Origin of the sequence: Pseudomonas sp. NLJ1, from assembly GCF_049486705.1 — a bacterium.
In the GTDB taxonomy this organism is placed as follows: domain Bacteria; phylum Pseudomonadota; class Gammaproteobacteria; order Pseudomonadales; family Pseudomonadaceae; genus Aquipseudomonas; species Aquipseudomonas inefficax.
Genome location: NZ_CP137735.1, coordinates 2,668,247 through 2,692,502, shown reverse-complemented (window position 1 = coordinate 2,692,502; position 24,256 = coordinate 2,668,247). Strand labels below are relative to the sequence as shown.

22 protein-coding genes and 1 pseudogene are annotated in these 24,256 nt (G+C 63.2%); 12 read left to right on the top strand and 11 right to left on the bottom strand.

Translation table 11 applies throughout. The annotated features are described in order from the left end of the window. Positions 1 to 29 precede the first annotated feature (29 nt). From argB to coaBC, 4 genes and pseudogenes are all read right to left on the bottom strand, one after another. A complete protein-coding gene (gene argB, locus R9B85_RS12040; protein WP_085621522.1) occupies positions 30 to 935 on the bottom strand; it encodes an acetylglutamate kinase in 906 nt (301 codons plus the stop codon). A 30-nt stretch (positions 936 to 965) separates the two neighbouring features. After that, a pseudogene (locus R9B85_RS12035) lies at positions 966 to 2,333 on the bottom strand (phosphomannomutase/phosphoglucomutase); the annotation flags it as partial. 144 nt (positions 2,334 to 2,477) lie between these two features. Next, positions 2,478 to 2,933, bottom strand: coding sequence for a dUTP diphosphatase (dut, locus tag R9B85_RS12030; RefSeq protein WP_133969737.1), 456 nt, complete (start codon positions 2,931 to 2,933; stop codon positions 2,478 to 2,480). A 5-nt stretch (positions 2,934 to 2,938) separates the two neighbouring features. Then, positions 2,939 to 4,150, bottom strand: a complete 1,212-nt coding sequence (gene coaBC / locus R9B85_RS12025) for a bifunctional phosphopantothenoylcysteine decarboxylase/phosphopantothenate--cysteine ligase CoaBC (protein WP_003253409.1) — start codon at positions 4,148 to 4,150, stop codon at positions 2,939 to 2,941. A gap of 128 nt (positions 4,151 to 4,278) precedes the next feature. On the opposite strand from coaBC, the gene radC reads away from it, so the two are divergent. Further along, positions 4,279 to 4,959, top strand: a complete 681-nt coding sequence (gene radC, locus R9B85_RS12020; RefSeq protein ID WP_207877021.1) for a RadC family protein — start codon at positions 4,279 to 4,281, stop codon at positions 4,957 to 4,959. Positions 4,960 to 5,091: 132 nt separating this feature from the next. On the opposite strand, the gene R9B85_RS12015 is transcribed toward radC, so the two are convergent. After that, positions 5,092 to 6,699, bottom strand: coding sequence for an ABC transporter substrate-binding protein (locus R9B85_RS12015; protein WP_423771036.1), 1,608 nt, complete (start codon positions 6,697 to 6,699; stop codon positions 5,092 to 5,094). Positions 6,700 to 7,060: 361 nt separating this feature from the next. Here R9B85_RS12015 and rpmB point away from each other — a divergent pair, with 361 nt between their 5' ends. Then, the gene (gene rpmB, locus R9B85_RS12010) at positions 7,061 to 7,297 is read left to right on the top strand and encodes a 50S ribosomal protein L28 (protein ID WP_003253504.1); all 237 of its coding nucleotides are present in this window, start codon (positions 7,061 to 7,063) and stop codon (positions 7,295 to 7,297) included. Positions 7,298 to 7,308: 11 nt separating this feature from the next. Beyond that, a complete protein-coding gene (rpmG, locus tag R9B85_RS12005) occupies positions 7,309 to 7,464 on the top strand; it encodes a 50S ribosomal protein L33 (protein WP_003253507.1) in 156 nt (51 codons plus the stop codon). Between the two features lie 169 nt (positions 7,465 to 7,633). On the opposite strand, the gene R9B85_RS12000 is transcribed toward rpmG, so the two are convergent. Continuing rightward, positions 7,634 to 7,993: a cupin domain-containing protein gene (locus R9B85_RS12000; RefSeq protein ID WP_112249410.1), complete on the bottom strand. Its 360-nt coding sequence runs from the start codon at positions 7,991 to 7,993 to the stop codon at positions 7,634 to 7,636. Between the two features lie 196 nt (positions 7,994 to 8,189). Between R9B85_RS12000 and R9B85_RS11995 the strand changes: the two genes are divergently transcribed. Together R9B85_RS11995 and R9B85_RS11990 are read left to right on the top strand one after the other, a co-directional pair. Further along, positions 8,190 to 9,683 (top strand): aldehyde dehydrogenase, encoded by a 1,494-nt coding sequence (locus tag R9B85_RS11995; RefSeq protein WP_423771035.1) that lies wholly within the window; start codon positions 8,190 to 8,192, stop codon positions 9,681 to 9,683. Between the two features lie 141 nt (positions 9,684 to 9,824). After that, positions 9,825 to 10,964, top strand: a complete 1,140-nt coding sequence (locus R9B85_RS11990) for an MFS transporter (protein ID WP_112249408.1) — start codon at positions 9,825 to 9,827, stop codon at positions 10,962 to 10,964. Positions 10,965 to 10,983: 19 nt separating this feature from the next. Here the strand turns inward: R9B85_RS11990 and R9B85_RS11985 are convergent, their stop codons facing one another. Together R9B85_RS11985 and R9B85_RS11980 are read right to left on the bottom strand one after the other, a co-directional pair. Further along, the gene (locus R9B85_RS11985; protein ID WP_112249407.1) at positions 10,984 to 12,537 is read right to left on the bottom strand and encodes a phospholipase D family protein; all 1,554 of its coding nucleotides are present in this window, start codon (positions 12,535 to 12,537) and stop codon (positions 10,984 to 10,986) included. Between the two features lie 60 nt (positions 12,538 to 12,597). Next, positions 12,598 to 14,028, bottom strand: a complete 1,431-nt coding sequence (locus tag R9B85_RS11980; protein ID WP_181457286.1) for a PLP-dependent aminotransferase family protein — start codon at positions 14,026 to 14,028, stop codon at positions 12,598 to 12,600. Between the two features lie 177 nt (positions 14,029 to 14,205). Between R9B85_RS11980 and R9B85_RS11975 the strand changes: the two genes are divergently transcribed. Beyond that, a complete protein-coding gene (locus R9B85_RS11975; protein ID WP_252379176.1) occupies positions 14,206 to 14,436 on the top strand; it encodes a DUF1127 domain-containing protein in 231 nt (76 codons plus the stop codon). Positions 14,437 to 14,479: 43 nt separating this feature from the next. Here R9B85_RS11975 and R9B85_RS11970 read toward each other — a convergent pair whose 3' ends face one another. After that, a complete protein-coding gene (locus R9B85_RS11970) occupies positions 14,480 to 15,475 on the bottom strand; it encodes an IS110 family transposase (protein ID WP_085627414.1) in 996 nt (331 codons plus the stop codon). Between the two features lie 384 nt (positions 15,476 to 15,859). Further along, a complete protein-coding gene (locus R9B85_RS11965) occupies positions 15,860 to 17,152 on the bottom strand; it encodes an NAD(P)/FAD-dependent oxidoreductase (protein WP_252379166.1) in 1,293 nt (430 codons plus the stop codon). A gap of 211 nt (positions 17,153 to 17,363) precedes the next feature. On the opposite strand from R9B85_RS11965, the gene R9B85_RS11960 reads away from it, so the two are divergent. Continuing rightward, positions 17,364 to 17,717 (top strand): YkgJ family cysteine cluster protein, encoded by a 354-nt coding sequence (locus R9B85_RS11960; RefSeq protein ID WP_112249920.1) that lies wholly within the window; start codon positions 17,364 to 17,366, stop codon positions 17,715 to 17,717. Between the two features lie 2 nt (positions 17,718 to 17,719). Here the strand turns inward: R9B85_RS11960 and dadR are convergent, their stop codons facing one another. Further along, on the bottom strand, positions 17,720 to 18,208 hold the full coding sequence (gene dadR, locus R9B85_RS11955; protein ID WP_003258963.1) for a transcriptional regulator DadR: 489 nt from the start codon (positions 18,206 to 18,208) through the stop codon (positions 17,720 to 17,722). 117 nt (positions 18,209 to 18,325) lie between these two features. On the opposite strand from dadR, the gene dadA reads away from it, so the two are divergent. The 5 genes from dadA (at position 18,326) to R9B85_RS11930 (ending at position 24,188) form a co-directional block, all read left to right on the top strand. Beyond that, positions 18,326 to 19,669, top strand: coding sequence for a D-amino acid dehydrogenase (gene dadA, locus R9B85_RS11950; RefSeq protein ID WP_423771063.1), 1,344 nt, complete (start codon positions 18,326 to 18,328; stop codon positions 19,667 to 19,669). Between the two features lie 144 nt (positions 19,670 to 19,813). Next, positions 19,814 to 20,887: an alanine racemase gene (gene alr / locus R9B85_RS11945; protein WP_423771034.1), complete on the top strand. Its 1,074-nt coding sequence runs from the start codon at positions 19,814 to 19,816 to the stop codon at positions 20,885 to 20,887. A gap of 109 nt (positions 20,888 to 20,996) precedes the next feature. Beyond that, a complete protein-coding gene (locus R9B85_RS11940) occupies positions 20,997 to 21,545 on the top strand; it encodes a cupin domain-containing protein (protein WP_013974777.1) in 549 nt (182 codons plus the stop codon). A gap of 154 nt (positions 21,546 to 21,699) precedes the next feature. Next, positions 21,700 to 22,104, top strand: a complete 405-nt coding sequence (locus R9B85_RS11935) for a c-type cytochrome (RefSeq protein WP_038408395.1) — start codon at positions 21,700 to 21,702, stop codon at positions 22,102 to 22,104. A 227-nt stretch (positions 22,105 to 22,331) separates the two neighbouring features. Then, entirely contained in the window at positions 22,332 to 24,188 is a 1,857-nt protein-coding gene (locus tag R9B85_RS11930; protein WP_375149973.1) for an acetyl-CoA hydrolase/transferase C-terminal domain-containing protein, read from the top strand. Positions 24,189 to 24,256: the final 68 nt, after the last annotated feature.

Genomic DNA, 24,256 nt, shown 5'->3' with positions numbered 1-24,256 from the left:
GAAGAGGCCTGTGCAGGTTAACCAACCAATCAGCGCGGCTTGCGGTTGGTAATCAGGGTACCCACGCCGCTGTCGGTGAAAATCTCCAGCAGCACCGCATTCGGCACGCGGCCGTCGATGATGTGCGAGCTGTTCACCCCGCCCTGCACCGCATCCAGCGCGCACTTGATCTTCGGCAGCATGCCGCCGTAGATGGTGCCGTCGGCGATCAGTTCGTTGACCTGCTCGGTGGTCAGGCCGGTCAGTACTTCGCCCTGCTTGTCCATCAGGCCGGCGATGTTGGTCAGCAGCATCAGCTTCTCGGCCTTCAGCGCCTCGGCTACCTTGCCTGCCACCAGGTCGGCGTTGATGTTGTACGACTCACCGTTGGCACCCACGCCGATCGGCGCGATCACCGGGATGAAGTCACCCTTCACCAGCATGTTCAGCAGGTCGGTGTTCACGCTTACCACTTCGCCCACGTGGCCGATGTCGATGATTTCCGGGGTGGTCATCTCGGGCGTCTGGCGGCTGACGGTCAGCTTGCGGGCGCGGATCAGCTCCGCGTCCTTGCCAGTCAGGCCGATGGCGCTGCCGCCGTGGCGGTTGATCAGGTTGACGATGTCCTTGTTGACCTGGCCACCCAGCACCATCTCCACCACATCCATGGTCGCCGAGTCGGTGACGCGCATGCCGTCGATGAAGTGGCTTTCGATCGACAGGCGCTTGAGCAGGTCGCCGATCTGTGGGCCACCACCGTGGACCACTACCGGGTTGATGCCCACAGCCTTCATCAGCACGATGTCACGGGCGAAGCCGGTCTTGAGCTCCTCGCTCTCCATCGCGTTGCCGCCGTACTTGATCACCAGGGTCTTGCCGACAAAGCGGCGAATGTAAGGCAGTGCTTCGGACAAAACCTCGGCTACATGGGAAGCGGCATCGCGATCGAGGGTCATGCAGGGCTCCTGTAAGGAACAGATAGTCGGTCAGAACGGCAGTTGCAGCTCAGGCTCAACCCGCAGCAACTGGGTACGGAAAACATCCTTGATACGTTGCAATTCGGCGTCGCTGTCGGCCTCGAAACGCAGCACCAGCACCGGGGTGGTGTTGGAGGCGCGAACCAGGCCCCAGCCGTGGGCGTAATCCACCCGCACACCGTCGATGGTGGTCAGGTTGGCTTCGCCCCAGTCGGCGTCGCGTTGCAGTGCATCAATGATGCTGAATTTACCCTCGTCGGTCACATCAATATTGATTTCCGGCGTGGAAATATCGTTCGGGAAGGCGGCAAACAGGTTTTCGGCGCTCTGATCGGCCTTGCTGAGGATCTCCAGCAGGCGCGCGGCGCTGTAGATGCCGTCGTCGAAACCGTACCAGCGTTCCTTGATGAAGATGTGACCGCTCATCTCGCCGGCCAGCAGCGAGCCGGTCTGCTTCATCTTCTTCTTGATCAGCGAGTGACCAGTCTTCCACATCAGTGCGCGGCCGCCGTGCTGCTTGATCAGCGGGGTCAGGCGACGGGTGCATTTGACGTCGAAGATGATCTCGGCGCCCGGGTTGCGCGACAGTACGTCCTGGGCAAACAGCATCAGCAGGCGGTCGGGGTAGACGATGCTGCCGGTGTTGGTCACCACGCCGACGCGGTCGCCGTCACCGTCGAAGGCCAGGCCGATATCGGCGCCGGTTTCCTTGACCTTGGCGATCAGGTCTTCGAGGTTTTCCGGCTTGCCCGGGTCCGGGTGATGGTTGGGGAAGTTGCCGTCGACTTCGCAGAACAGCGGGATCACTTCGCAGCCCAGGGCTTCGATCAGTTGCGGCGCGACCACGCCGGCGGCACCGTTGCCGCAGTCCACGACCACCTTGAGCTTCCTGGCCAGCTTCACGTCCTCGACGATCTGCTGGAAGTAACGGTCAAGGATCTCGACCTTTTCCACGCGGCCATCGGCGCGGCTAAGGTTGTTGGTTTTCAGGCGGGTCAGCAGTGCCTGGATCTGTTCGTTGGCCAAGGTATCGCCGGCGATGACGATCTTGAAGCCGTTGTAGTCCGACGGGTTGTGGCTGCCGGTCAGCATCACACCGGACTTGCCGGCCAGCACGTTGGCTGCGTAGTACAGCGCCGGGGTGGGCACCAGGCCGACGTCGCTGACCTGGCAGCCGGCATCGACCAGGCCCTTGATCAGCTGTTCGACCAGCATCGGGCCGGACAGGCGGCCATCACGGCCGACCGAAACCTGCGGTTCGCCCTGGGCCAGGCTCTGCGCGCCGATGGCGCGGCCAATCCAGTAGGCGGTTTCGGCGTGAAGGGTCTTGCCGACCACGCCGCGAATGTCATACGCGCGGAAAATGCTGTCTGGCAGCGCGGCGGGTGCCAGGTGGGCCATGTCGTTCATCTCTGGAAGCTCCATTAGTCAAAGGCTTTCTGGGCAGGCGCAAACTGAACGCTTGGACGGTGGTTTCGCCAGAGAGTTCGCCATCCTTGGCCTGAACGGTCATTTCTCGGCTCAGTGGCTGCCGGAATGGCCGAAGCCGCCAGCGCCGCGCTGGCTTTCATCGAACGCTTCGACGATGTCGAAATGGGCTTGTACCACGGGTACCAGCACCAGCTGGGCAATGCGCTCGCCAACGGCGATGGTGAACGGCGTGTTGCCACGGTTCCAGCACGACACCATCAGCTCGCCCTGGTAGTCCGAGTCGATCAGCCCGACCAGGTTGCCCAGCACGATGCCGTGCTTATGGCCCAGGCCCGAGCGCGGCAGAATCACCGCCGCCAGGCTCGGGTCGCCGATGTAGATCGACAGGCCGGTCGGGATCAGCAGGGTCTGGCCTGGCTCGAGGACGGTGTCTTCCTTGAGCAGGGCGCGCAGGTCGAGGCCGGCGGAACCGGGGGTGGCGTAGGTCGGCAGCGGGAATTCGCTACCCAGGCGTGGGTCGAGGATCTTGGCTTGAAGAGCGTGCATGTAACTTATTGAACCTGATTGAGCCGTTCGGCGATGAAGGCGACCAGTTGCCGGGCAATCTTGCCTTTGCTGGTCTGCGCGAAGAGGGTCTGGTGCTGCTGGCGGTCGATCACGGTCAAGGCGTTTTCCTCGCTGTTGAAGCCGATGCTGGGGTTGGCCACATCATTGGCGACGATCAGGTCGAGGTTCTTGTCCTTGAGCTTGCGCGTGGCGTAATCGAGCAAGTGTTCGGTCTCGGCGGCGAAACCGACGCTGAACGGGCGGTCGGCGCGGCCAGCGATGGTGGCAAGGATATCGGGATTGCGCACCATCTGCAGCAGCATGCCGTCGCCGGTCGTAGGATCTTTCTTCAGTTTTTGCGTGGCAACGACTTCCGGGCGGTAGTCCGCAACCGCCGCAGAGGCGATGAACAGGTCGCACGGCATGGCCGCTTCACAGGCCGCGAGCATGTCCCGCGCGCTGACCACGTCGATTCGGCTGACCCGGTCGGGGGTCGGCAGGTGTACCGGGCCGGTGACGAGGGTGACCCGAGCCCCGGCTTCGGCGGCCGCTTCGGCCAGGGCGAAGCCCATCTTGCCGGAGCTATGATTGGTGATGTAGCGCACCGGGTCGATGTTTTCCTGGGTCGGGCCGGCGGTGATCAATACGTGCTTGCCGGTCAGGGCCTGGCGCTTGAAGCTTTCCGCGGCGCACCAGGCCAGGTCGGTGGCTTCAAGCATGCGGCCAAGGCCCACATCGCCACAGGCCTGGCTGCCGGACGCCGGGCCGAACACCTGGATGCCACGGCTCTTGAGCAGTTCGAGGTTGGCCTGGGTCGCCGGGTCGCGCCACATGGCCTGGTTCATGGCCGGGGCCACGGCGACGGTGGCATCGGTAGCCAGCACCAGGGTGGTCAGCAGGTCGTCGGCCATGCCCTGGGCCATGCGCGCCATGAGGTCGGCGGTGGCCGGGGCGATCAGCACCAGGTCGGCCCACTTGGCCAGTTCGATGTGGCCCATGGCCGCTTCGGCGGCAGGGTCGAGCAGGTCCATGTGCACCGGGTGGCCCGACAGCGCCTGCAGGGTCAGCGGGGTGATGAACTCTGCACCACCACGGGTCATGACGACGCGCACCTGCGCGCCGTGCTCCAGGAGTCGGCGAATCAGTTCGGCGCTTTTGTAGGCGGCAATGCCGCCACCCACGCCGAGAACGATGCGCTTGCGATACAGCCGCTGCATAGGCTTGCCTTTTTCCAGTGAGAGCGGGCGTCGACGTTTGAAAATGCCTGCGGCAGAACGTCGCATGTACGAGGCGAAATAGATTAACACAGGGCCGAAATGGGCCGCAGCAAGGGCAGAGGGACGGGATGAATATCAGGGAATGGCCGGCTGAAGAGCGGCCGAGGGAGAAGTTGCTGCAGCGTGGGGCCGGAAGCCTGACGGACGCGGAATTGCTGGCTGTATTTCTCGGCTCAGGTGTGCGTGGGCGCAATGTCGTGGAGCTGGCGCGAGGTCTGCTCGTGAAGTTCGGGGGGTTGCGCCAGTTGCTGGAGGCAGACCGTGAGGCCTTCGTCGGCGAGCTTGGGTTGGGCCCGGTGAGGTACAGCCAGCTGCAGGCGCTGCTAGAGATCGGGCGCAGGCACCTTGCAACTTCGATTGAGCGTGAATCCGCGATGGACAGCCCGGCAACGGTGAGGCGCTATTTGAAAGCGATGCTGCGACATGAAGTCAGCGAGGTGTTCGGATGCCTCTTTCTCGATACCAAGCACAGGCCGTTGGCGTTTGAGATCCTCTTCCGAGGCACGATAGATCGGGCCAATGTCTACCCGCGCGAAGTGGTACGACGGGCGTTGCTGCATAACGCGGCGGCCTTGATCCTGTGCCACAACCACCCCTCGGGCAACAGTGAACCCAGCCAGGACGATGTGCATCTGACCCTGTCGTTGAAGCGGGGGCTGGCGTTGATCGATGTGCGGGTGCTGGATCACATCATCATCGGTGACGGCGAGCCGCTGTCGATGGTCGAGCATGGGTGGATTGTGGCCTGAGGAAAAACTGGAGTTTTGTGCTGCAGTACCGGCCCTTTCGCGGGTAACCCGCTCCCACAGGTACTGCACCCATCTTGAATGTGGTGCAGCACCTGTGGGAGCGGGTTCACCCGCGAAAGGGCCGGCACAGGTTTACTTGGTTACGGAAACCTTGCTGAAGTCCAACCGCCCGAACGGGCTCACCTGATACCCCTCAACCCCCTGACGCAACAGTGTCGCCGCCGTAGGGTGCGCCAGTGGCACCCATAGCGCCTGCTGCTGTATCAGCGTCTGCGCCTGCTGGTAAAGCCGGCTGCGCACGCTCTGGTCGTTGGTGGTGCGCCCGGCGCTGATCAACTGGTCCAGGCGGCTGTCGCAGAAGCGTGCGAAGTTGGTCCCAGACTGCACCGCCGCGCAGGAAAACTGCGGGCTGAGGAAGTTGTCCGGGTCGCCGTTGTCACCCGCCCAGCCCATGAACAGCAGGTCATGCTCGCCCGCCTTGGCGCGGCGGATCAGCTCGCCCCACTCGATAACGCGGATTTCCGCTTTCACGCCAATCTTCGCCAGGTCAGCCTGCAGCATCTGCGCGCCAAGGCTGGGGTTGGGGTTGAGCAGGCTACCTGAAGGACGGGTCCAGATCGTGGTGCTGAAACCTTCGGCCAGGCCGGCCTTGGTCAGCAGGGCCTTGGCTTTCTTCAGGTCCAGCGGGTAGCCGGGCAAGTCCTTGGCGTAGCTCCAGGTGTTGGGCGGGTAGGGGCCGTTGGCAGCCACCGCGGAATCTTCGAACACGGCCTTGAGGTAGGCCTGCTTGTCGAAGGCCAGGTTGATGGCCTGGCGCACCTCCGGCTTGTCCAGCGGCGGGTGCTGGCTGTTGATGGCGACAAAGGCAGTCATGAACGCCGGGGTGCTGGCCACCTTGAGGTTGCCGTCCTTTCCAGCTTCGGCAATGTCCAGCGGTTTGGGCGACAACGCGACCTGGCACTCGCCGCGCTTGAGCTTCTGCAGGCGCACGTTGGCATCGGTGGTGATGGCGAAGATCAGCGGGTCGACCGCCGGCTTCCCGGCGAAGTAGTCGGGGTTGGCGCGGTAGCGCACCACGGCGTCCTTCTGGAAACGCTGGAAGACGAATGGCCCGGTGCCGACCGGCTGGCTGTTGAGCTTCTCCGGCGTGCCGGCCTTGAGCAGTTTGTCTGCGTACTCGGCGGAGTAGATCGAGGCGAAGCCCATGCTCAAGGTAGCCAGGAACGTGGCATCCGGGTGATTGAGGGTGAAGCGCACGGTATTCGGTGCCGGCGCCTCGATCGCCTTGATCAGGCCGCCCAGTTGCAGCGACTGGGCATGCGGGTAGCCGCCCGGTGCAGTCTTGTGCCAGGCATGGGCGGGGTAGAGCATGCGCTGGAAGCTGAACAGCACATCGTCGGCGTTCAGGGCGCGGCTTGGCTTGAAGTAGGCGGTGCTGTGGAATTTCACATCATCGCGCAGGGTGAAGTCGTAGTTCAGGCCGTCGGCCGAAACAGTCCAGCTGGCCGCCAGGCTCGGCACCACCTTGCCTTGCGCCGCGTCGAATTCCACCAGGCGGTTCATCAGCACATCGGCCGTGGCGTTGGTAGTGGTCAGCGAGTTGTACTGCACCACATCGAAGCCTTCGGGGCTGGCCTCGCTGCAGACGCTCAGCGGGGCTGCCTGGGCAACGCCGGCGGCGAACAGGGCGCCTGCGGCGAACAAGGAGTTGAACAATAAGGAAAGGGCGGCGGCACGCATGGTGGCTCCTTGGCTGTCAGTGGCCCATCTGCCAGTGCAGTCTGGAAAAGGCCTACCCTAGTGTGCCCGTCGGGAAATGACCACACCCTTTTTTACAAAACTGTCGACGAGCGGTCGACGGCTGGCGGCGCCTGCCGCTATGCTGGCCCGGCGCGCTTGGTCGGTGCCGGAAACGTATCTTCTGTTGTTGTGGCCGAGTCTTTCTGGTATAAAGCAGCGCTCTTTTCTAGGGGCTCGGCCTGTCGCGTCAGCGTATCCGGTCGGTAAGACCTCCAGAATCACGGCGCCCAGGCGCCAAAGACTGAGAGATTAAGCGGCCAACCCATGCCGGGTTGGGCATGTGGTTTTAGAGGGCTGAGTCATGTCGAGAGTCTGTCAAGTTACTGGTAAGGGTCCAGTAACCGGGAACAACATTTCCCACGCAAACAACAAAACCCGTCGTCGTTTCCTGCCGAACCTGCAGCACCACCGTTTCTGGGTTGAATCCGAGAAGCGTTTCGTGCGTCTGCGCGTTTCCGCCAAAGGCATGCGTATCATCGACAAGCGCGGCATCGACGCCGTTCTGGTTGACATCCGTAAAGCTGGCGCCAAGGTTTAAGGGAGAACATCATGCGTGAATTGATCCGTCTGGTTTCGAGTGCCGGTACCGGCCACTTCTACACCACCGACAAGAACAAGCGCACCACTCCGGACAAAATCGAGATCAAGAAATATGATCCGGTTGTTCGCAAGCACGTGGTGTACAAGGAAGCCAAGATCAAGTAATTGATCGGCGACCTGAAAAAAACCCGCATCCGAAAGGACGCGGGTTTTTTTATGCCTGTCAGGGCCTCTTCGCGGGTGAACCCGCTCCCACAGGTAGAGCGCCATCCTCAACGATTGCGAGGCCCTGTGGGAGCGGGTTTACCCGCGAAGAGGCCGGCACAGCCTCAAATCATTTCTGCTCGAACATCACATAGATCTTGCGGCAAGGCTCCAGCACCTCCCAGGTGCCCTTGAAGCCGGCCGGGATGACAAACCGATCACCGGCACGCAGGGTCTTGGCTCCGCCATCCTGGTCCCGCAGCACCGAAACGCCCTGGACGATCTCGCAGTATTCATGCTCGGTGTAGTTCACCGTCCACTGCCCCACCTCGCCTTCCCACACGCCTGCGGCAAACTGCCCGCACGGGCTGGAATAATGGTTGTAGACCGCCTGGTCTGGCTCGCCCTTGAGGATTTTTTCCGCCGCCGGGCGGTAGCGTTCGGCCTCGGTGATGACCTGCGCGAAGTCGATGATGCTGGCGATACTCATGGTTCGGCTCCTGTTTTTGTTTAATAAAATGCACATCAGTAGGCTTTTGAGCCTTCTGTGTCAAATATATTGATAGTTTACCCGGGCTGGTTTAGGGTATCGCTTGCCAGTGTGCGCTCGTCGCCCGGCCAGAATTCTGACAACGCCTGTGAGTCCTCAGTGCGGCGTTGCACCTAAACAAGAGGAGGAGTTTCGTATGACCACCCTGACTCGTGCGGACTGGGAACAACGTGCCCAGCAACTGAAGATCGAAGGCCGTGCCTTCATCAACGGCGAATACACCGATGCCGCATCCGGTGAAACCTTCGAGTGCCTGAGCCCGGTCGACGGACGCTTCCTGGCCAAGGTTGCCAGCTGCGACCTGGCCGATGCCAACCGCGCTGTGGAAAACGCCCGTGCCACCTTCAACTCCGGCGTTTGGTCGCAGCTGGCCCCGGCCAAGCGCAAAGCCAAGCTGATCCGCTTCGCCGACCTGCTGCGCAAGAACGTCGAAGAGCTGGCGCTGCTAGAAACCCTGGACATGGGCAAGCCGATCGGCGACTCCTCCAGCATCGACATCCCGGGTGCGGCGCAAGCCATTCACTGGACTGCCGAAGCCATCGACAAGGTCTATGACGAAGTCGCTCCGACCCCGCACGACCAGCTTGGCCTGGTTACCCGCGAACCAGTGGGTGTGGTAGGTGCCATCGTACCGTGGAACTTCCCGCTGCTGATGGCCTGCTGGAAGCTCGGCCCAGCCTTGGCCACCGGTAACTCGGTAGTGCTCAAACCGTCCGAAAAATCGCCGCTGACTGCCATTCGCATCGCCCAGCTGGCTATCGAAGCCGGTATCCCGGCTGGCGTGCTGAACGTGCTGCCAGGCTACGGCCACACCGTGGGCAAGGCCCTGGCCCTGCACATGGACGTCGACACCCTGGTATTCACCGGTTCGACCAAGATCGCCAAGCAGCTGATGGTTTACGCGGGCGAATCGAACATGAAGCGCATCTGGCTGGAAGCCGGTGGCAAGAGCCCGAACATAGTCTTCGCCGACGCTCCGGACCTGCAAGCCGCCGCCGAAGCTGCCGCCAGCGCCATCGCCTTCAACCAGGGTGAAGTGTGCACTGCCGGTTCGCGCCTGCTGGTGGAGCGTTCGATCAAGGACAAGTTTCTGCCGATGGTGGTCGAGGCCCTGAAAGGTTGGAAGCCAGGCAACCCGCTGGACCCACAGACCACTGTCGGTGCGCTGGTGGACACTCAGCAGATGAACACCGTGTTGTCGTACATCGAGGCAGGCCACAAGGACGGCGCCAAGCTGCTGGCCGGCGGCAAGCGCACCCTGGAAGAAACCGGTGGCACCTATGTCGAGCCGACCATCTTCGACGGCGTGACCAACGCCATGCGCATTGCCCAGGAAGAAATCTTTGGCCCGGTGTTGTCGGTGATCGCCTTCGATACCGCCGAAGAAGCCATTGCCATTGCCAACGACACGCCGTATGGCCTGGCCGCTGGCATCTGGACCTCGAACATCTCCAAGGCCCACAAGACCGCCCGTGCCGTGCGCGCTGGCAGCGTCTGGGTCAACCAGTACGACGGCGGCGACATGACCGCGCCGTTCGGTGGTTTCAAACAGTCGGGCAACGGCCGTGACAAGTCGCTGCATGCGCTGGAGAAGTACACCGAGCTGAAGGCGACCTGGATCAAGTTGTAATCCCGGGGGGCCGCTTTGCGGCCAATTCGCGGGTGAACCCGCTCCCACAGGTACTGCACCGCTCTCAAGGGCGGTGGTGTACCTGTGGGAGCGGGTTTACCCGCGAATGGCCATGGAAAATTCTTGGCCTGGGAGGCTGCAATGCGTTGGGGTACCTACTTCGCCGTACTGGCATCGGTGCTAAGCGTCGGGCTGGCACTCGGCGTGAGCATGCCGCTGGTATCCCTGCGCCTGGAGGCCTGGGGCTACGGCAGCTTCGCCATCGGCGTGATGGCCGCGATGCCGGCGCTGGGCGTGCTGGTAGGTGCCAGCCTGGCCAGCCGCCTGGCCGGCTGGGTTGGCGTGCCCTCAGCCATGCGCCTGTGCCTGTGGGGCGGGGCGCTGTCGATCGGCCTGGTCGCACTGCTGCCCAGCTACCCATTGTGGTTGCTGCTACGGTTGCTGATCGGCATGTCGCTGACCGTGGTGTTCATACTCGGCGAAAGCTGGATCAACCAGCTGGTGGTCGAGCAATGGCGTGGTCGCCTGGTGGCGCTGTACGGCAGCAGCTATGCCCTCAGCCAGCTGGCCGGGCCGCTGGTGCTGGGCTTTCTCGGTTCGGATGATGACTTCGGCTTCTGGGCCGCTACCGGCTTGTTGCTGGTGGCACCGCTGATTCTCCTCGGCCGTGGCGGGGCACCCAGCACGGAGGCCTGCAGCGTCACCTTCGGCGACCTGTTCTCCTTCTGCCGGCGCTTGCCCGTAATCGCCTGGGCCATTGCCCTGTTCGCCTCGTTCGAGGCGATGATCCTGACCTTGTTGCCGGTGTATTGCCTGCAGCAGGGCTTCAGCACCGAAGTCGCCCTGTTCATGGTCAGTACCGTGGTGGTAGGCGATGCGGTGCTGCAGCTGCCCATCGGGGCGCTGGCCGACCACATGTCGCGACGTTCTCTGTTCACCGGCTGCGCGGTAACGCTGCTGGTGTCCAGCCTGGCGATTCCACTGCTGCTGCATACACCAGCGATCTGGCCGCTATGGGTGCTGTTCGGGGCCAGTGCGGGGGGCTTGTTCACCTTGTCGCTGGTGCTGATTGGCGAACGCTACCGGGATGATGCGCTGGTGCGGGCCAACGCTCATGTGGCGCAGCTGTGGGGTATTGGCTGCTTGCTCGGGCCATTGCTGGCGGGGGCAGGCAGCCAATGGATCAGCGGGCATGCGTTGCCGTTGCTGATGGCGGTGGGCGCGGCGGGGTTGGTGGTGTTGACCCGGCGGCGTGGGGCCTTCGAGCCGGTGTCTGCCTGATGGATTGTGAGGCCTGTAGCTACAACATCTTTTCCAAGCCGACCGCCTTGCTGATCCAGGCATTGAACCGTCGCCATATCCCACCAGGCTCGGCGGTCAGCATGTGCTGGTGGCCATTGTCCTCGGTCGCCCACACCATCTGGTCACCCACCAGCTTCACCTGATAGCTCAATGCAGGCGCCATACCCTGCTGGGCCAGCTCGCGGGTGTATTCAGCCAGCTCCGGGCTATCCACCAGTACGCCTACCTCGGTATTCCACAGCACCGAACGCGGATCGAAGTTGAATGAGCCGATGAATGTCTTGCGCCGGTCGAACACGATCGCCTTGGTATGCAGGCTCGAATCCGAGCTGCCGTGATAACTCAAGCGCCCGGCGCTGGGGTCGCCTGGCTGGCGGCGAAGCTCGTACAGCTGCACGCCGTGCTCGAGCAAGGCCCGGCGATAGGGCGCATAGCCGCCATGCACGGCCGGCACGTCGGTGGCCTCGAGCGAGTTGGTCAGCAGCTTCACCGAAGTGCCGGCATCGGCGCGGCCGGTCAGGTACAGCAAGCCCGGCTCGCGCGGCACGAAGTAGGCCGACATCAGGATCAGCTCGCGCTGCACGCTGGCCAGGTCCGGCGCCAGTTGCTGGCTCAGCAGCAATTGCGGGTCCGGTTCGTCATTGGCCAGTACTTTGCTCGGCGCATCCCACAGCGCCTGGGCATGGGCCCAGATCAGCTCGTTGCGCCACACATCCAGGCGCGGCTGCGACTGGTAGGCCATCAGGCGATCATACAGGGCTTTGCGCTGGGTCCTGGCTTCGGCCAGCGACACTTCCAGGCGGTGGCGGCTGGCGCGCAGGTCGCTGGCATCCGGGTCGTGCCAGAGGAAGTCGGTGATCGGTCGGCTGAGGGCGCTATTCCAGTACTGGTCGAAGCTGTGCCCCAACTGTTCGGCTATCGGGCCTACTCCTAGCAGGTCGATGTCGGTGAAGTTCAGGTTGGGTTCGGCATCGAAATACTCGTCGCCCAGGTTGCGCCCGCCGACGATGGCCATGCTGTTGTCCACCAGGAACAGCTTGTTGTGCATGCGCCGATGCTGGCGCGACAGGTTGAACAGGCGGCCCACGGCGCGTGTCACGCCGGTGCTGCGGCCCAGGTGCAGCGGGTTGAACACGCGGATGTGGATGTTCGGGTGGGCATCGAGGGTGCCCATGATGACGTCCAGGCCATCGCTGGTAGTGTCGTCGAGCAGGATGCGCACGCGCACGCCGCGGTCGGCGGCGCGCAGCAGCTCATGCACCAGGGCACGGGTGCTGAGGCCATCGTGGACGATGTAGTACTGCAGGTCGATGCTCGCCTGGGCGTTGCGGATCAGTTCGGCGCGGGCGCGGAACGCCTCGTTGCTGTTGGGCAACAGGCGAAAGCCCGAGCGGCCGTCGTAGGGCGCGGCCTGGCGCAGCACCGAGCGGCCGAAGGCCGAGTCGTTGGCGGGTAGCGCCTGGCTGGTCTCGCGGGGCGTGCCGACGCTGGCACAGCCGGCAAGGCCAAGCAGCAGCACCAGCAGCAGAGGCAGGGCTCGCTGGAGTCTCAAGGGTAGATCGTCCTGTGCAACGAAGGCTTGAAGGATTGGACCGTGATGGGCGGCGCAAAGTTACGCGCCGGCGTTTTCTTCATCCAGTAGACGAAGGGCGGTTTCACCCACCTTGCGCACGGCAGCTTCGATCTGCGGCGTTGGCCGCGCGGCGAAGTTCATGCGCAGGCAGTGGCGGAATTTGCCCGAGGCCGAAAAGATGCTGCCCACGGCAACCTGCACGCCCTCTTCCAGTAAAGCGCGGTTCAGCCGCAGCGTATCGAAATGTTCAGGCAACTCCACCCACAGCATGAAGCCGCCCTGGGGCCGGCTGACCCGGGTGCCCGCCGGGAAGTAGCGGGTCACCCAGGCGCTCATCAGGTCGCGACCACGCTGGTACTGGCTGCGCATGCGCCGTACGTGGGGCTGGTAGTGCCCGCCAGCGATGAAGTCGGCGATGGCCAGCTGGGGCTGGCTGGCCGTGCTGCCGGTACTGATGTATTTCATGTGCAGCACCCGCTCCAGGTAGCGCCCGGGCGCTACCCAGCCTATCCGCAGGCCGGGGGCGAGGGTCTTGGAGAACGAGCTGCAAAGCAGCACACGACCATCGTCGTCGAATGACTTGAGTGTGCGCGGGCGCGGGTAGGTATAGGCAAGGTCGCCATAAACATCGTCTTCCAGGATGGCCACGTCGTAGCGTTGAGCCAGGCCCAGCAGCGCCTTCTTGCGGGCCTCGGGCATGATGTAGCCGAGCGGGTTGTTGCAGCTGGGGGTGATCTGGATGAGCTTGATCGGCCACTGTTCCAGGGCCAGCTCAAGCGCTTCCAGGCTGATGCCGGTGACCGGGTCGGTGGGGATTTCCAAGGCTTTCATGCCCAGGCCCTTCAGGGTCTGCATGGCGCCGTGGAAGCTTGGGGAATCGACCGCGACGATATCGCCCGGCTCGCACACGGCGCGGATGCTGCATGACAGTGCCTCATGGCAGCCGGTGGTAATTACCAGGTCGGCCGGGCTCAGGCGGCAGCCGGAGTCAAGCATCAGCCGGGCCACCTGTTCGCGCAGGGCCAGGTTGCCGTGGATGTTGTCGTAGTACAGGCCAGGCATGTCTTGCCGCCGGCTCAGCTGGGCGAGGCTGCGCAGCAGTGGCTTGAGGGTGGGGCTGTCAATGTCGGGCATGCCACGGCCGAGCTGCACCACATTCTGGCGCGGGGTGCTGCGTATCAGTTCCAGCACCTGTTCCCACTGCGAGATGTCCACCGGGCGTTGGGCCGGGCGGCTGACAGCGGGCAGTGCCGGCAGCTGGCGGTGGTCGCTGACGAAGTAACCGGACTTGGGTCGGGGCGAGACCATGCCGCTGTCTTCCAGCATGCGGTAGGCCTGTTGCACGGTGCTCAGGCTGACCCCGTGCTCCACACTCAGGGCGCGCACTGACGGCAGGCGCTGGCCGGGGCGATAGAGGCCCTGCTCGATGCGGGCACCAAGCAACTCGGCGAGGTTCAGGTAAAGGGTCACGGCATACTCCTGCCCTGCAATAGGGTAGCGACCGGTACAGTTGCTTGGAAAATACAGCATTCAGTCTGTCTGCGGCCAATTCTGTATGGGAATAATAAGACTGTATTGGATCTGTATTGCCGATGCTGTCGACGCGCATGCTTTCTCCACGGTATCAATCGAATGGAGAATGCAGCGATGGGTGGCATGAGCGATGTGCGCTTGCAACTGTTGGCCAGGGAACTGGAAGCCGGGCAGCAGGCCAAGGTGTTCAACGCGCCGGAAGGGTTGGGGCGTTGGGGGCTGATGCTGCATCGCTGGCACACCCGCAGGGCGCTGCTGCAGCTGACTGACGATGAGTTGCGCGATGTCGGGCTGAGCTGGGAGCAGGCCCGAAGCGAGGGGCGAAAGCCCTTCTGGAAGGACTGACCATACAGATGTCGCGCGGTCGATGTAGATACTCTGTTGGCGGTCAAGCTTTTCTGAGGTGTTCAGAGCTGAAAAGCTTGGCCGTATCAAATGGCTCATCCCCGCGCATGCATGCCCAGATGCCTGTCAGGTACTTGCGCATGACAGCAGCGATAGCCTGCATTTTCTTCTTGCCCCTGTTGACCAACGACTCGTAAAAAGCCTTCGCATAAGGGTCGCAGCGCACTGCGGTCAAGGCAGGCATGTACATGGCTGCCCGTAGATAAGCATTCCCACTTTTGCCGAGTCTGCCGGGCTTATCAATGCTCGTTCCCGATTGGGTCTGTCGAACATCGAGACCCGCGTGGCGAGCTACCTGCGAGGACTTGAGTATTTGAGGAAGGATGGTCAGTTCAGCCAATGCCGCAAGTGCCGAGACTTCTCCCATCCCAGGCCCTGCGAGCAGCTGCTTGTACTGCCGAGTAAGCGTCGGACACTGGGCGACCAGCTCGCGGCCCGCCTTACGAAAGCGCTCAATTCGATTATCCAGTGAAGCAATCGCTTCCTCCTGATCCTCGATCAGCATCGACACGGTTGTAGCGGTCGCCTGCAATGCATGCAGTTCGTTCTTCGCCCTTGTACGATGCCCCACCAAACGATTGATGTGTCGCCCCAGAGCCCTCAGCTCAAGCTGCACAAGGCTTGGAGGTGTCCACAAGCGCGGTGTCATACGCTCGCCGTACTCGGACAGCAGTTGAGCATCTATTGCATCGGTCTTGCTGTTCACCAGCATTAGTTTGGCGAAATTGTGGAAGCTCTTGGGGTTGATCACGGATACAGGGAGGTCAGCCGCATGTAGCTCAAGGGCCAAGTCCAGGTAATAGATTCCGGTCGCCTCCATCACGATCGACTTGGGTTTGAGTGCCAGCAGCTTTTTCACCGCAGCCTTACGGCCTGCAGGGGTTTGAGCGATATCCCACTGTCCGGCCGGACGCCCATCTTTACGCACCCCAACGACCGAAGTACGTGAGCCGATATCGACGCCAACCCAGACACTCATTTCTTCCCTCTCCAAGCGAGTTAGGTAACAATGGCCTCCGGTTCCCCGACCTCGAACTTCATGCTGCTGCAACCTTGTAATGCGAAGTCCGACTTGTCGGCTTCTCGATACTCTTCGCAGTGGGCAATGAGGCGGGGGGCCTCTCTACATACAAGGTCAGGGGCAATGCCTGCCTTCAGGAGCGATCGGCCTCCCCGGAAGTGCTTCTTCAGCCCGACGAGAATAACCTCTCCCGCTAGGCCAGACACAACATACAAGGAGCGGCCTTGTGTCGCGATAGGGCCGCAGAGCGGCCCCAGCGATATTTGCGGCGAAGCTGAAACCTGGGGGTGCTACGCACCCCTTTCGCGACACAAGGCCGCTACTACAGGGGCCGCGCAGCTTTCAGATCAGCTCTTTCAGGCGATGCCACAACATCCCCAACGCCAGCAGCGGCGAGCGCAGGTGCTTGCCGCCGGGGAAGGTGATGTGCGGCACCTTGGCGAACAGGTCGAACCGCCCGCTCTCCTGGCCGCTGATGGCTTCGCCGAGCAGGCGCGCGGCCAAGTGGGTGGCGTTGAGCCCATGGCCGGAGTAGGCCTGGGCGTAATACACGTTCGGCTGGCTGGCCAGGCGGCCGACCTGCGGCAGGCGGTTGGCGCCGATGCCGATCATGCCGCCCCACTGGTAGTCGATGCGTACGTCGGCCAGCTGCGGGAACACCTTGAGCATCTTCGGCCGCATGTAGGCGGCAATGTCCTTCGGATCGCGGCCCGAGTAATGGCAGGCACCGCCGAACAGCAGGCGGTTGTCGGCAGAGAGGCGGTAGTAATCCAGTGCGACACGCTGGTCACACACTGCCATGTTCTGCGGTAGCAGCGCGCGGGCGCGTTCCTCGCCCAGCGGCTCGGTGGCGATGATGTAGCTGCCGGCTGGCAGCACCTTGCCGCCCAGCTCGCGGTTGAGGTCGTTGTGGTAGGCGTTGCAGCACAGCACCAGAGTCTTGGCGCGTACCCGGCCCTGGGCGGTGTGTACCTGTACTTCCGGGCCGTAGTCGATGCGTGTGACCTCGGACTGCTCGAACAGCTTCACGCCCAGGCGGCTGGCCACGGCAGCCTCGCCCAGGGCCAGGTTGAGCGGGTGCAGGTGCCCGGAGCCCATGTCGACCAGCCCGCCGACATAGCAGTCGGCACCGACCACGCTGTGGATATCGTCCTTGCCGACCAGGCGCAGCTCATGTGCGTAGCCGAGGCCGCGCAGTTCTTCGGCATCCTCCGCAAAGCCCAGCAGTTCGGCGGGTTTGTTGGCCAGGTCGCAGTAACCCCAGGTCAGGTCGCAGGCGATGGCATGCCTTTCGACCCGCTCGCGGACAATCTGCACGGCTTCCAGGCCCATCAGCTTCATGCTGCGCACGCCGTCCTCACCGATGACCGGCAGGAACTGCTCCAGGCCATGGCCAACGCCGCGGATCAGCTGGCCGCCATTGCGCCCGCTGGCGCCCCAACCGAGCTTGCGCGCTTCCAGCAGGATGACCGAGAAGCCGCGTTCGGCCAGTTCGATGGCGGTGTTCAGGCCCGAGTAGCCGCCGCCGACGATACACACGTCGGCGCTGTGCTCGCCTTGCAGGAAGGAGTGGTCGGGGTGTGGCGCGCTGCTGGCGGCGTAATAGGAGGCGGCGTGCTGCGCGCTGTGGATCATTGGGCAGGTCCTGAGGCTGGTGGGCTGAGAGGGAGGAGGATAAGCCGGGGTAGGGTGGTGGGCAACAAGGCGAGGGCTGCGCCCTCGTTCGCGGGTAAACCCGCTCCCACAGGGACAGCGCAATGCCTGATGCATCCACAATCCTGTGGGAGCGGGTTTACCCGCGAATGGGCCTATAATCGAACTTATCTATTTAGCTTTGTACCCAGCCATGTCCTGCAACCGCCACAAGATCCACTTCCTGCGCGAACTCATCCCTTCCTTCGAGTGCGAACCCGGCTGCCACGACTGCTGCGGCCCGGTCACCACTTCGGCGGAAGAAATGGCCCGCCTGCCGCGCAAGTCCCAGGCCGAGCAGGATGCCGCGCTGGAGCGCCTGGACTGCGTGCACCTGGGCCCCAACGGCTGCACGGTGTATGAGGAGCGCCCGATGATCTGCCGCCTGTTCGGCACCACGCCGCGCCTGGCCTGCCCGCGTGGTCGTGGCCCTCAACAGATGATCGAGCCTGCTGCCGAGCAGCTGGTCCACCAGTTCATTGCCACCACCCGCCAGGTGCTGGTCTGACTTCAGTCCGGGATCGGCAGGCAAAGGCTTTCCTTCACCTCTTCCATCACGATGTAGCTCTTCGATTCGCGCACGTGCGGCAGCTTCAGCAGGATGTCGCCGAGCAGCTTGCGGTACGAGGCCATCTCGGAAATGCGCGCCTTCACCAGGTAGTCGAAGTCGCCTGAAACCAGGTGGCATTCCAGCACGTGAGGCAGTTTCAGCACCGCGCGGCGGAACTCCTCGAAGGTGTCGCCCGATTTGTAGTCCAGGCTGATTTCCACGAACACCAGCAGGCTGCCCTTGAGGTGCTGCGGGTTCAGGCGGGCGTTGTAGCCCATGATGATGCCCTCGCGCTCCAGGCGGCGGACCCGCTCGGTGCAAGGGGTGGTGGAAAGCCCGACTTTCTCGCCCAGTTCGGTGAAGGAAATACGCCCGTCGTTCTGCAGGATACGCAGGATGTTACGGTCGATCTTGTCCAGTTCACGCTTGCTCTGGTGCTGGGTTCTCATAGGGGATGCCCCTCCGTGAAAGGCGATTTTGCCGAGAATTCTCGCCAATAATAGGCTTTTATATAGTGAATTGCACTGCCTTCAAATTCCTATACTGCGCGCATTCATGCCATTTCAATAAAAGACTGCGGCGCGCCGCGTGCGAGGGATAAAACGATGCGAGTTCTGGTGCTTGGTAGCGGTGTGATCGGAACCGCCAGTGCCTACTATCTGGCCCGGCAAGGTTTCGAAGTAACGGTGGTCGATCGCCAACCGGCGGTGGCCATGGAAACCAGCTTTGCCAACGCCGGCCAGATCTCGCCCGGCTATGCCTCGCCCTGGGCCGCCCCAGGCGTGCCGCTGAAGGCCATCAAGTGGCTGCTGGAGCGTCACGCGCCCCTGGCCATCAAGCTCACCGGCGACGTCGACCAGTACCTGTGGATGGCACAGATGCTGCGCAACTGCACCGCCAGCCGTTACGCGGTGAACAAGGAACGCATGGTGCGCCTGTCCGAGTACAGCCGTGACTGCCTCGACGAACTGCGCGCCGAAACCGGTCTCGCCTACGAAAACCGCAGCCTGGGCACCACCCAGCTGTTCCGTACCCAGGCCCAGGTGGATGCCGCGGCGAAGGACATTGCCGTGCTCGAACAGTCCGGCGTGCCTTACGAGCTGCTCGACCGCGATGGCATTGCCCGCGTCGAACCGGCCCTGGCTGGCGTGAAGGACATCCTGGCCGGCGCCCTGCGCCTGCCCAACGACCAGACCGGCGATTGCCAGTTGTTCACTACCAAGCTTGCCGAAATGGCCGTGAAGCTGGGCGTGGAGTTCCGCTTCGGCCAGGACATCCAGCGCCTGGACTTCGCGGGTGACCGCATCAATGGCGTATGGATCGACGGCAAGCTGGAAACCGCCGACCGTTACGTGCTGGCGCTGGGCAGCTATTCGCCGCAGATGCTCAAGCCGCTGGGCATCAAGGCCCCGGTGTACCCGCTGAAGGGCTACTCGCTGACCGTGCCGATCACCAACGCCGACATGGCCCCGACCTCGACCATTCTCGACGAGACCTACAAGGTTGCCATCACCCGTTTCGACAACCGTATCCGCGTCGGCGGCATGGCTGAAATCGCCGGTTTTGACTTGTCGCTGAACCCGCGTCGGCGCGAAACGCTGGAGATGATCGTCAACGACCTTTATCCTCGCGGCGGTGATCTGAGCCAGGCCAGCTTCTGGACCGGCTTGCGCCCGGCGACCCCGGATGGCACGCCGATCGTCGGTGCCACGGCGTTCCGCAACCTGTTCCTGAACACCGGCCACGGTACCTTGGGCTGGACCATGGCGTGCGGCTCCGGTCGCCTGCTGGCCGACCTGATTGCGCGCAAAAAGCCGCAGATCAGTGCCGAAGGCCTGGACATTTCCCGTTATGGCAATAGCCCGGAAGTGGCCAAGCACGGGCAGACTGCGCCGGCTCACCAGCAGTAATAGCCTGTACCGGCCTATTCGCGGCTAAAGCCGCTCCCACAGGGATCGTATGTTCCCGGACATTTTGTGGTCCCCTGTGGGAGCGGCTTCAGCCGCGAAGAACCCAACACCGATTTCAACCCGAACCACCATAAGGCAGCCGCCATGCGTCCCGCCCGCGCCCTGATCGACCTCCAGGCCCTGCGCCACAACTACCGTCTGGCCCGTGAACTGACCGGTGCCAAAGCCCTGGCCGTGATCAAGGCCGACGCCTACGGCCACGGCGCCGTGCGCTGTGCCCTGGCCCTGGAAGCCGAAGCCGACGGCTTTGCCGTGGCCTGCATCGAAGAAGCGCTGGAGCTGCGCGCTGCCGGCATCAAGGCCCCGGTGCTGCTGCTGGAGGGCTTCTTCGAAGCCAGCGAACTGGCCCTGATCACCGAGCACGGCCTGTGGTGCGTGGTTCACTCGCTGTGGCAGCTGGAAGCGATCGAAAAGACCCAGCTGCACAAGCCGCTCACCGTCTGGCTCAAGCTCGACAGCGGCATGCACCGCGTCGGCCTGCACCCCAAGGACTACCACGAGGCCTACCAGCGCCTGCTGGCCAGCGGCAAGGTCGCGCGCATCGTGCTGATGAGCCACTTCGCTCGCGCCGACGAACTGGATGCCGACGCCACCGCCCAGCAGATCGCCGTGTTCGAGGCTGCCCGCCAGGGCCTGGCCGCCGAATGCAGCCTGCGCAACTCCCCCGGTGTGCTGGGCTGGCCGCAGGCCCCCAGCGACTGGGTGCGCCCGGGCCTGATGCTGTACGGTGCCACGCCGTTCGAGGTGGCCCAGGCCGAGGCCGAGCGCCTGCAGCCGGTGATGACCCTGCAATCGCGGGTGATCAGCGTGCGCGAGCTGCCTGCCGGCGAGCCGGTGGGCTATGGCGCCAAGTTCGTCAGCCCACGGCCAACCCGTGTAGGCGTCGTTGCCATGGGCTACGCCGATGGCTACCCGCGCCAGGCGCCCAACGGTACCCCGGTGCTGGTCGCTGGCAAGCGCACCCAACTGATTGGCCGGGTATCGATGGACATGCTCAGCATCGACCTGACCGATGTGCCGGAAGCCACCGTCGGCAGCCCGGTCGAATTGTGGGGCAAGCATGTTCTTGCCAGTGAAGTGGCCGCACACGCGGGTGCCATTCCGTACCAGATTTTCTGCAACCTGAAGCGGGTACCGCGGGACTACATCGGCGAATGACACGCTGAAGCGGACAGGTTGAGGGGCGGTGTGTTGTAAATACTGAACGGCATTGCCATGATATCGTTCACATCCACCCCCCTTTCCACCGTTTCAGGAGGCTCCAGCTTTGGACGTCGGCGAACGACTGCAAGCCATCCGCAAGCTCAAGGGCCTGTCCCAGCGCGAACTCGCCAAGCGTGCCGGCGTGACCAACAGCACCATCTCGATGATCGAGAAGAACAGCGTGAGCCCGTCGATCAGCTCGCTGCGCAAGGTACTGAGCGGCATTCCCATGTCCATGGTCGAGTTCTTCTCGGTCGAACTGGAACCTGAAAGCCCCACGCAGATCGTCTACAAGGCCCATGAGCTGATCGATATCTCCGACGGTGCCGTGACCATGAAGCTGGTCGGCAAGTCGCACCCCAACCGTGCTATCGCCTTCCTCACCGAGGTATATCCACCGGGTGCCGACACGGGGGCCGAAATGCTTACCCATGACGGCGAAGAAACCGGCATCCTGCTCGAAGGCCGCCTGGAGCTGGTGGTCGGCAACGAGATATTCATCCTTGAAGAGGGTGACAGTTACTACTTCGAAAGCACCCGCCCGCACCGTTTTCGTAACCCGTTCGACCGGCCGGCGCGCTTGATCAGTGCGGCGACACCTTCAAACTTTTGATCCAGCGCAGTGCATTGATTCGGCAATACCCCTTTCCTGTGTGGGGTCGTTTCACGGCCTCTGGGTTCCCGCTATACTTTTCAACGCTCGCCGATCCGTGGCCGCGAGCGTGATTAGCCACCATGAGGGTGTTCGCGTGAACCAAATCAAGAAGATGCTGGCCGTACCAGCAGCCGTATTCGCCCTCTGGGCAATGAGCGCAACCGCTGCGACCAATGATGACATCGCCAAGCGCCTGGAGCCGGTTGGCCAGGTGTGTGTCCAGGGCCAGGAGTGCAAGGGCATGGAAGTGGCCGCCGCCGCAGGTGGCGGTGGTGCCAAGACGCCGGACGAGATCATCGCCAAGCACTGCAATGCCTGCCATGGCTCCGGCCTGCTCGGCGCGCCGAAGATTGGCGATACTGCGGCGTGGAAGGAACGCGCCGACCACCAGGGCGGCCTGGATGGCATCCTGGCCAAGGCCATTACCGGCATCAACGCCATGCCACCCAAAGGCACCTGCGCGGACTGCTCGGATGACGACCTGAAAGGGGCAATCAAGAAGATGTCCGGGCTGTGAGAAACAGCTGAATTGCATGAGGCCCGCCATTGATGGCGGGCTTTGTTTTTGTGGTGCCTGTACCGGCCCTTTCGCGGCTGAAGCCGCTCCCACAGGAATCTCGCAGTTCTTGAATCTTGTGCTGTAACTGTGGGAGCGGCTTCAGCCGCGAAAGGGCCGGTACAGGCAACCAACCCACCAAAGCCCATGTCCAACCCCTGAACCCATGGATGTCTCAGGAGGCCCCGATGCACCTCTGCTCCATCGACCAGGCTGTCGAGCAAGTCCTGTCGCGCCTGCCAGCCCATATCCACATGGGCCTGCCGCTGGGCCTGGGCAAGCCCAACGCCTTCGTCAACGCGCTCTATGCCCGCGTCCGCGAGCTACCGGAGCGGCAGCTGACCATCTACACGGCCTTGTCCCTTGGCCGCCCGCCACTGGGCGATGGCCTGCAACGGCGCTTTCTCGAACCCTTCGTCGAGCGCGTCTTCGCCGACTACGAAGAACTCGCCTACCTTGCTGATCTGCGCAACGACACGTTGCCTCGCAACATCCGCGTCGAGCAGTTCTTCATGCAGCCAGGCAGCTTGCTGCACAGCGCGCCGGCGCAGCAGGACTACATCAGCAGCAACTACAGCCATGCCGCGCGCGACATCAACGCCAAGGGCCTGAACCTGATCGCCCAGCTGGTGGCTGCTACCCCAGAACGGCCTGTCCATCTGAGCCTCGCCTGCAACCCGGATATCACCCTCGACCTGCTGCCGATGATCGCCAAGCGCCGCGCCGCTGGCGAAACGATCCTCATGCTCGGCCAGGTGCATGCCGAGCTGCCTTACATGCCGGGCGACGCCGAGCTGCCCATCGATTCCTTCGACCTGCTGCTCGACGAAGCTGAGCAGCGCCGCCTGTTCTCCACGCCAAACATGCCGGTCAACACCCAGGACCACTGTATCGGCCTGCACGCCAGCAGCCTGGTGCGTGACGGCGGTACGCTGCAGATCGGTATTGGTGCCATGGGCGATGCGGTCGCCGCGGCATTGCTGGCGCGCCAGGGCGACAACGCGGGCTACCGTGCGGTGCTCAATGCGCTGGATGTCGGCTCCTGGCGGGCGCTGATCGAGCGGGAAGGGGGCCTGGATACCTTCGCTCAAGGCCTGTATGGCTGCAGCGAGATGTTCGTCAACGGCCTGCTGGTGCTGGCCGAGGCAGGCCTGTTGCGACGCACGGCGGATAAGGAGGGCGCGTTGTTGCATGGCGGCTTCTTCCTCGGCCCGCAGGCGTTCTACCAGCGCCTGCGCGACATGCCGCTGGAGCAGCGCGCGCGGTTTGCCATGACGCGTATCAGCTTCATCAACGAGCTATATGGGCAGGAAGAACTCAAACGCCGCCAGCGCCGCGATGCGCGCTTCATCAACACCGTGTTCGGCATGACCCTGCTCGGCGCCGGGGTGGCCGACCAGCTGGAGGATGGCCGGGTACTCAGTGGCGTGGGCGGGCAGTACAACTTCGTCGCACAGGGCCATGCGCTGGAGGGCGGACGCTCGATCCTGCTGCTGCGCAGCTGGCGTGAGGCGGGCGGGGAGGTGACCTCGAACCTGTTCTGGAACTATGGCCATTGCACCATCCCCCGGCACCTGCGCGATATCGTGGTGACCGAGTACGGCATTGCTGATTTGCGCGGGCAGACCGACAGCGAGGTGATTGCGCGGTTGCTGGCGGTGTGTGATTCGCGGTTCCAGCAGGGGCTGATCGAGCAGGCGAAAGATGCCGGCAAACTGGCCAGGGATTTTCAACTGGAAGCGCGCTTTACCGACAACACACCGCAGCGGCTGGAAGCGATCAGGGCGCGTCACTCGCAGTTGTTCCCGGAGTATCCGCTGGGCACGGACTTTACGGCCGAAGAGCGGGATTTGCTGCGGGCGCTGAACTGGTTGAAGGGCAAGTTCAAGCTGAGCGAGGTGCTGGAGCTGGGCAAGGCAGCGCTGGATGCGCCGGGGCCGGAGGGGTATGAGCGGCATCTGGCGCGGATGGGGCTGGATCAGCCGCAGGGGCTGAAGGAAGAGCTGTACCAGCGTTTGTTGCTGGCGGGGTTGGCGGCAACCTAATAGATCCCTGGGTGCATCGGTCCCCTGTGGGAGCGGGTTTACCCGCGAATGCGGTAGGGAATGTGCCA

Coding starts and splice junctions, on each gene's coding strand:
- R9B85_RS11990 (WP_112249408.1), top strand. CDS start 9,825: ATGCGTTGGGGTACCTACTTCGCCGTACTGGCATCGGTGCTAAGCGTC.
- dadR (WP_003258963.1), bottom strand. CDS start 18,208: ATGAGAACCCAGCACCAGAGCAAGCGTGAACTGGACAAGATCGACCGT.
- radC (WP_207877021.1), top strand. CDS start 4,279: ATGAATATCAGGGAATGGCCGGCTGAAGAGCGGCCGAGGGAGAAGTTG.
- coaBC (WP_003253409.1), bottom strand. CDS start 4,150: ATGCAGCGGCTGTATCGCAAGCGCATCGTTCTCGGCGTGGGTGGCGGC.
- R9B85_RS12015 (WP_423771036.1), bottom strand. CDS start 6,699: ATGCGTGCCGCCGCCCTTTCCTTATTGTTCAACTCCTTGTTCGCCGCA.
- argB (WP_085621522.1), bottom strand. CDS start 935: ATGACCCTCGATCGCGATGCCGCTTCCCATGTAGCCGAGGTTTTGTCC.
- R9B85_RS11960 (WP_112249920.1), top strand. CDS start 17,364: ATGTCCTGCAACCGCCACAAGATCCACTTCCTGCGCGAACTCATCCCT.
- rpmG (WP_003253507.1), top strand. CDS start 7,309: ATGCGTGAATTGATCCGTCTGGTTTCGAGTGCCGGTACCGGCCACTTC.
- rpmB (WP_003253504.1), top strand. CDS start 7,061: ATGTCGAGAGTCTGTCAAGTTACTGGTAAGGGTCCAGTAACCGGGAAC.
- alr (WP_423771034.1), top strand. CDS start 19,814: ATGCGTCCCGCCCGCGCCCTGATCGACCTCCAGGCCCTGCGCCACAAC.
- R9B85_RS12000 (WP_112249410.1), bottom strand. CDS start 7,993: ATGAGTATCGCCAGCATCATCGACTTCGCGCAGGTCATCACCGAGGCC.
- R9B85_RS11965 (WP_252379166.1), bottom strand. CDS start 17,152: ATGATCCACAGCGCGCAGCACGCCGCCTCCTATTACGCCGCCAGCAGC.
- R9B85_RS11995 (WP_423771035.1), top strand. CDS start 8,190: ATGACCACCCTGACTCGTGCGGACTGGGAACAACGTGCCCAGCAACTG.
- R9B85_RS11970 (WP_085627414.1), bottom strand. CDS start 15,475: ATGAGTGTCTGGGTTGGCGTCGATATCGGCTCACGTACTTCGGTCGTT.
- R9B85_RS11935 (WP_038408395.1), top strand. CDS start 21,700: ATGCTGGCCGTACCAGCAGCCGTATTCGCCCTCTGGGCAATGAGCGCA.
- dut (WP_133969737.1), bottom strand. CDS start 2,933: ATGCACGCTCTTCAAGCCAAGATCCTCGACCCACGCCTGGGTAGCGAA.
- R9B85_RS11930 (WP_375149973.1), top strand. CDS start 22,332: ATGCACCTCTGCTCCATCGACCAGGCTGTCGAGCAAGTCCTGTCGCGC.
- R9B85_RS11975 (WP_252379176.1), top strand. CDS start 14,206: ATGGGTGGCATGAGCGATGTGCGCTTGCAACTGTTGGCCAGGGAACTG.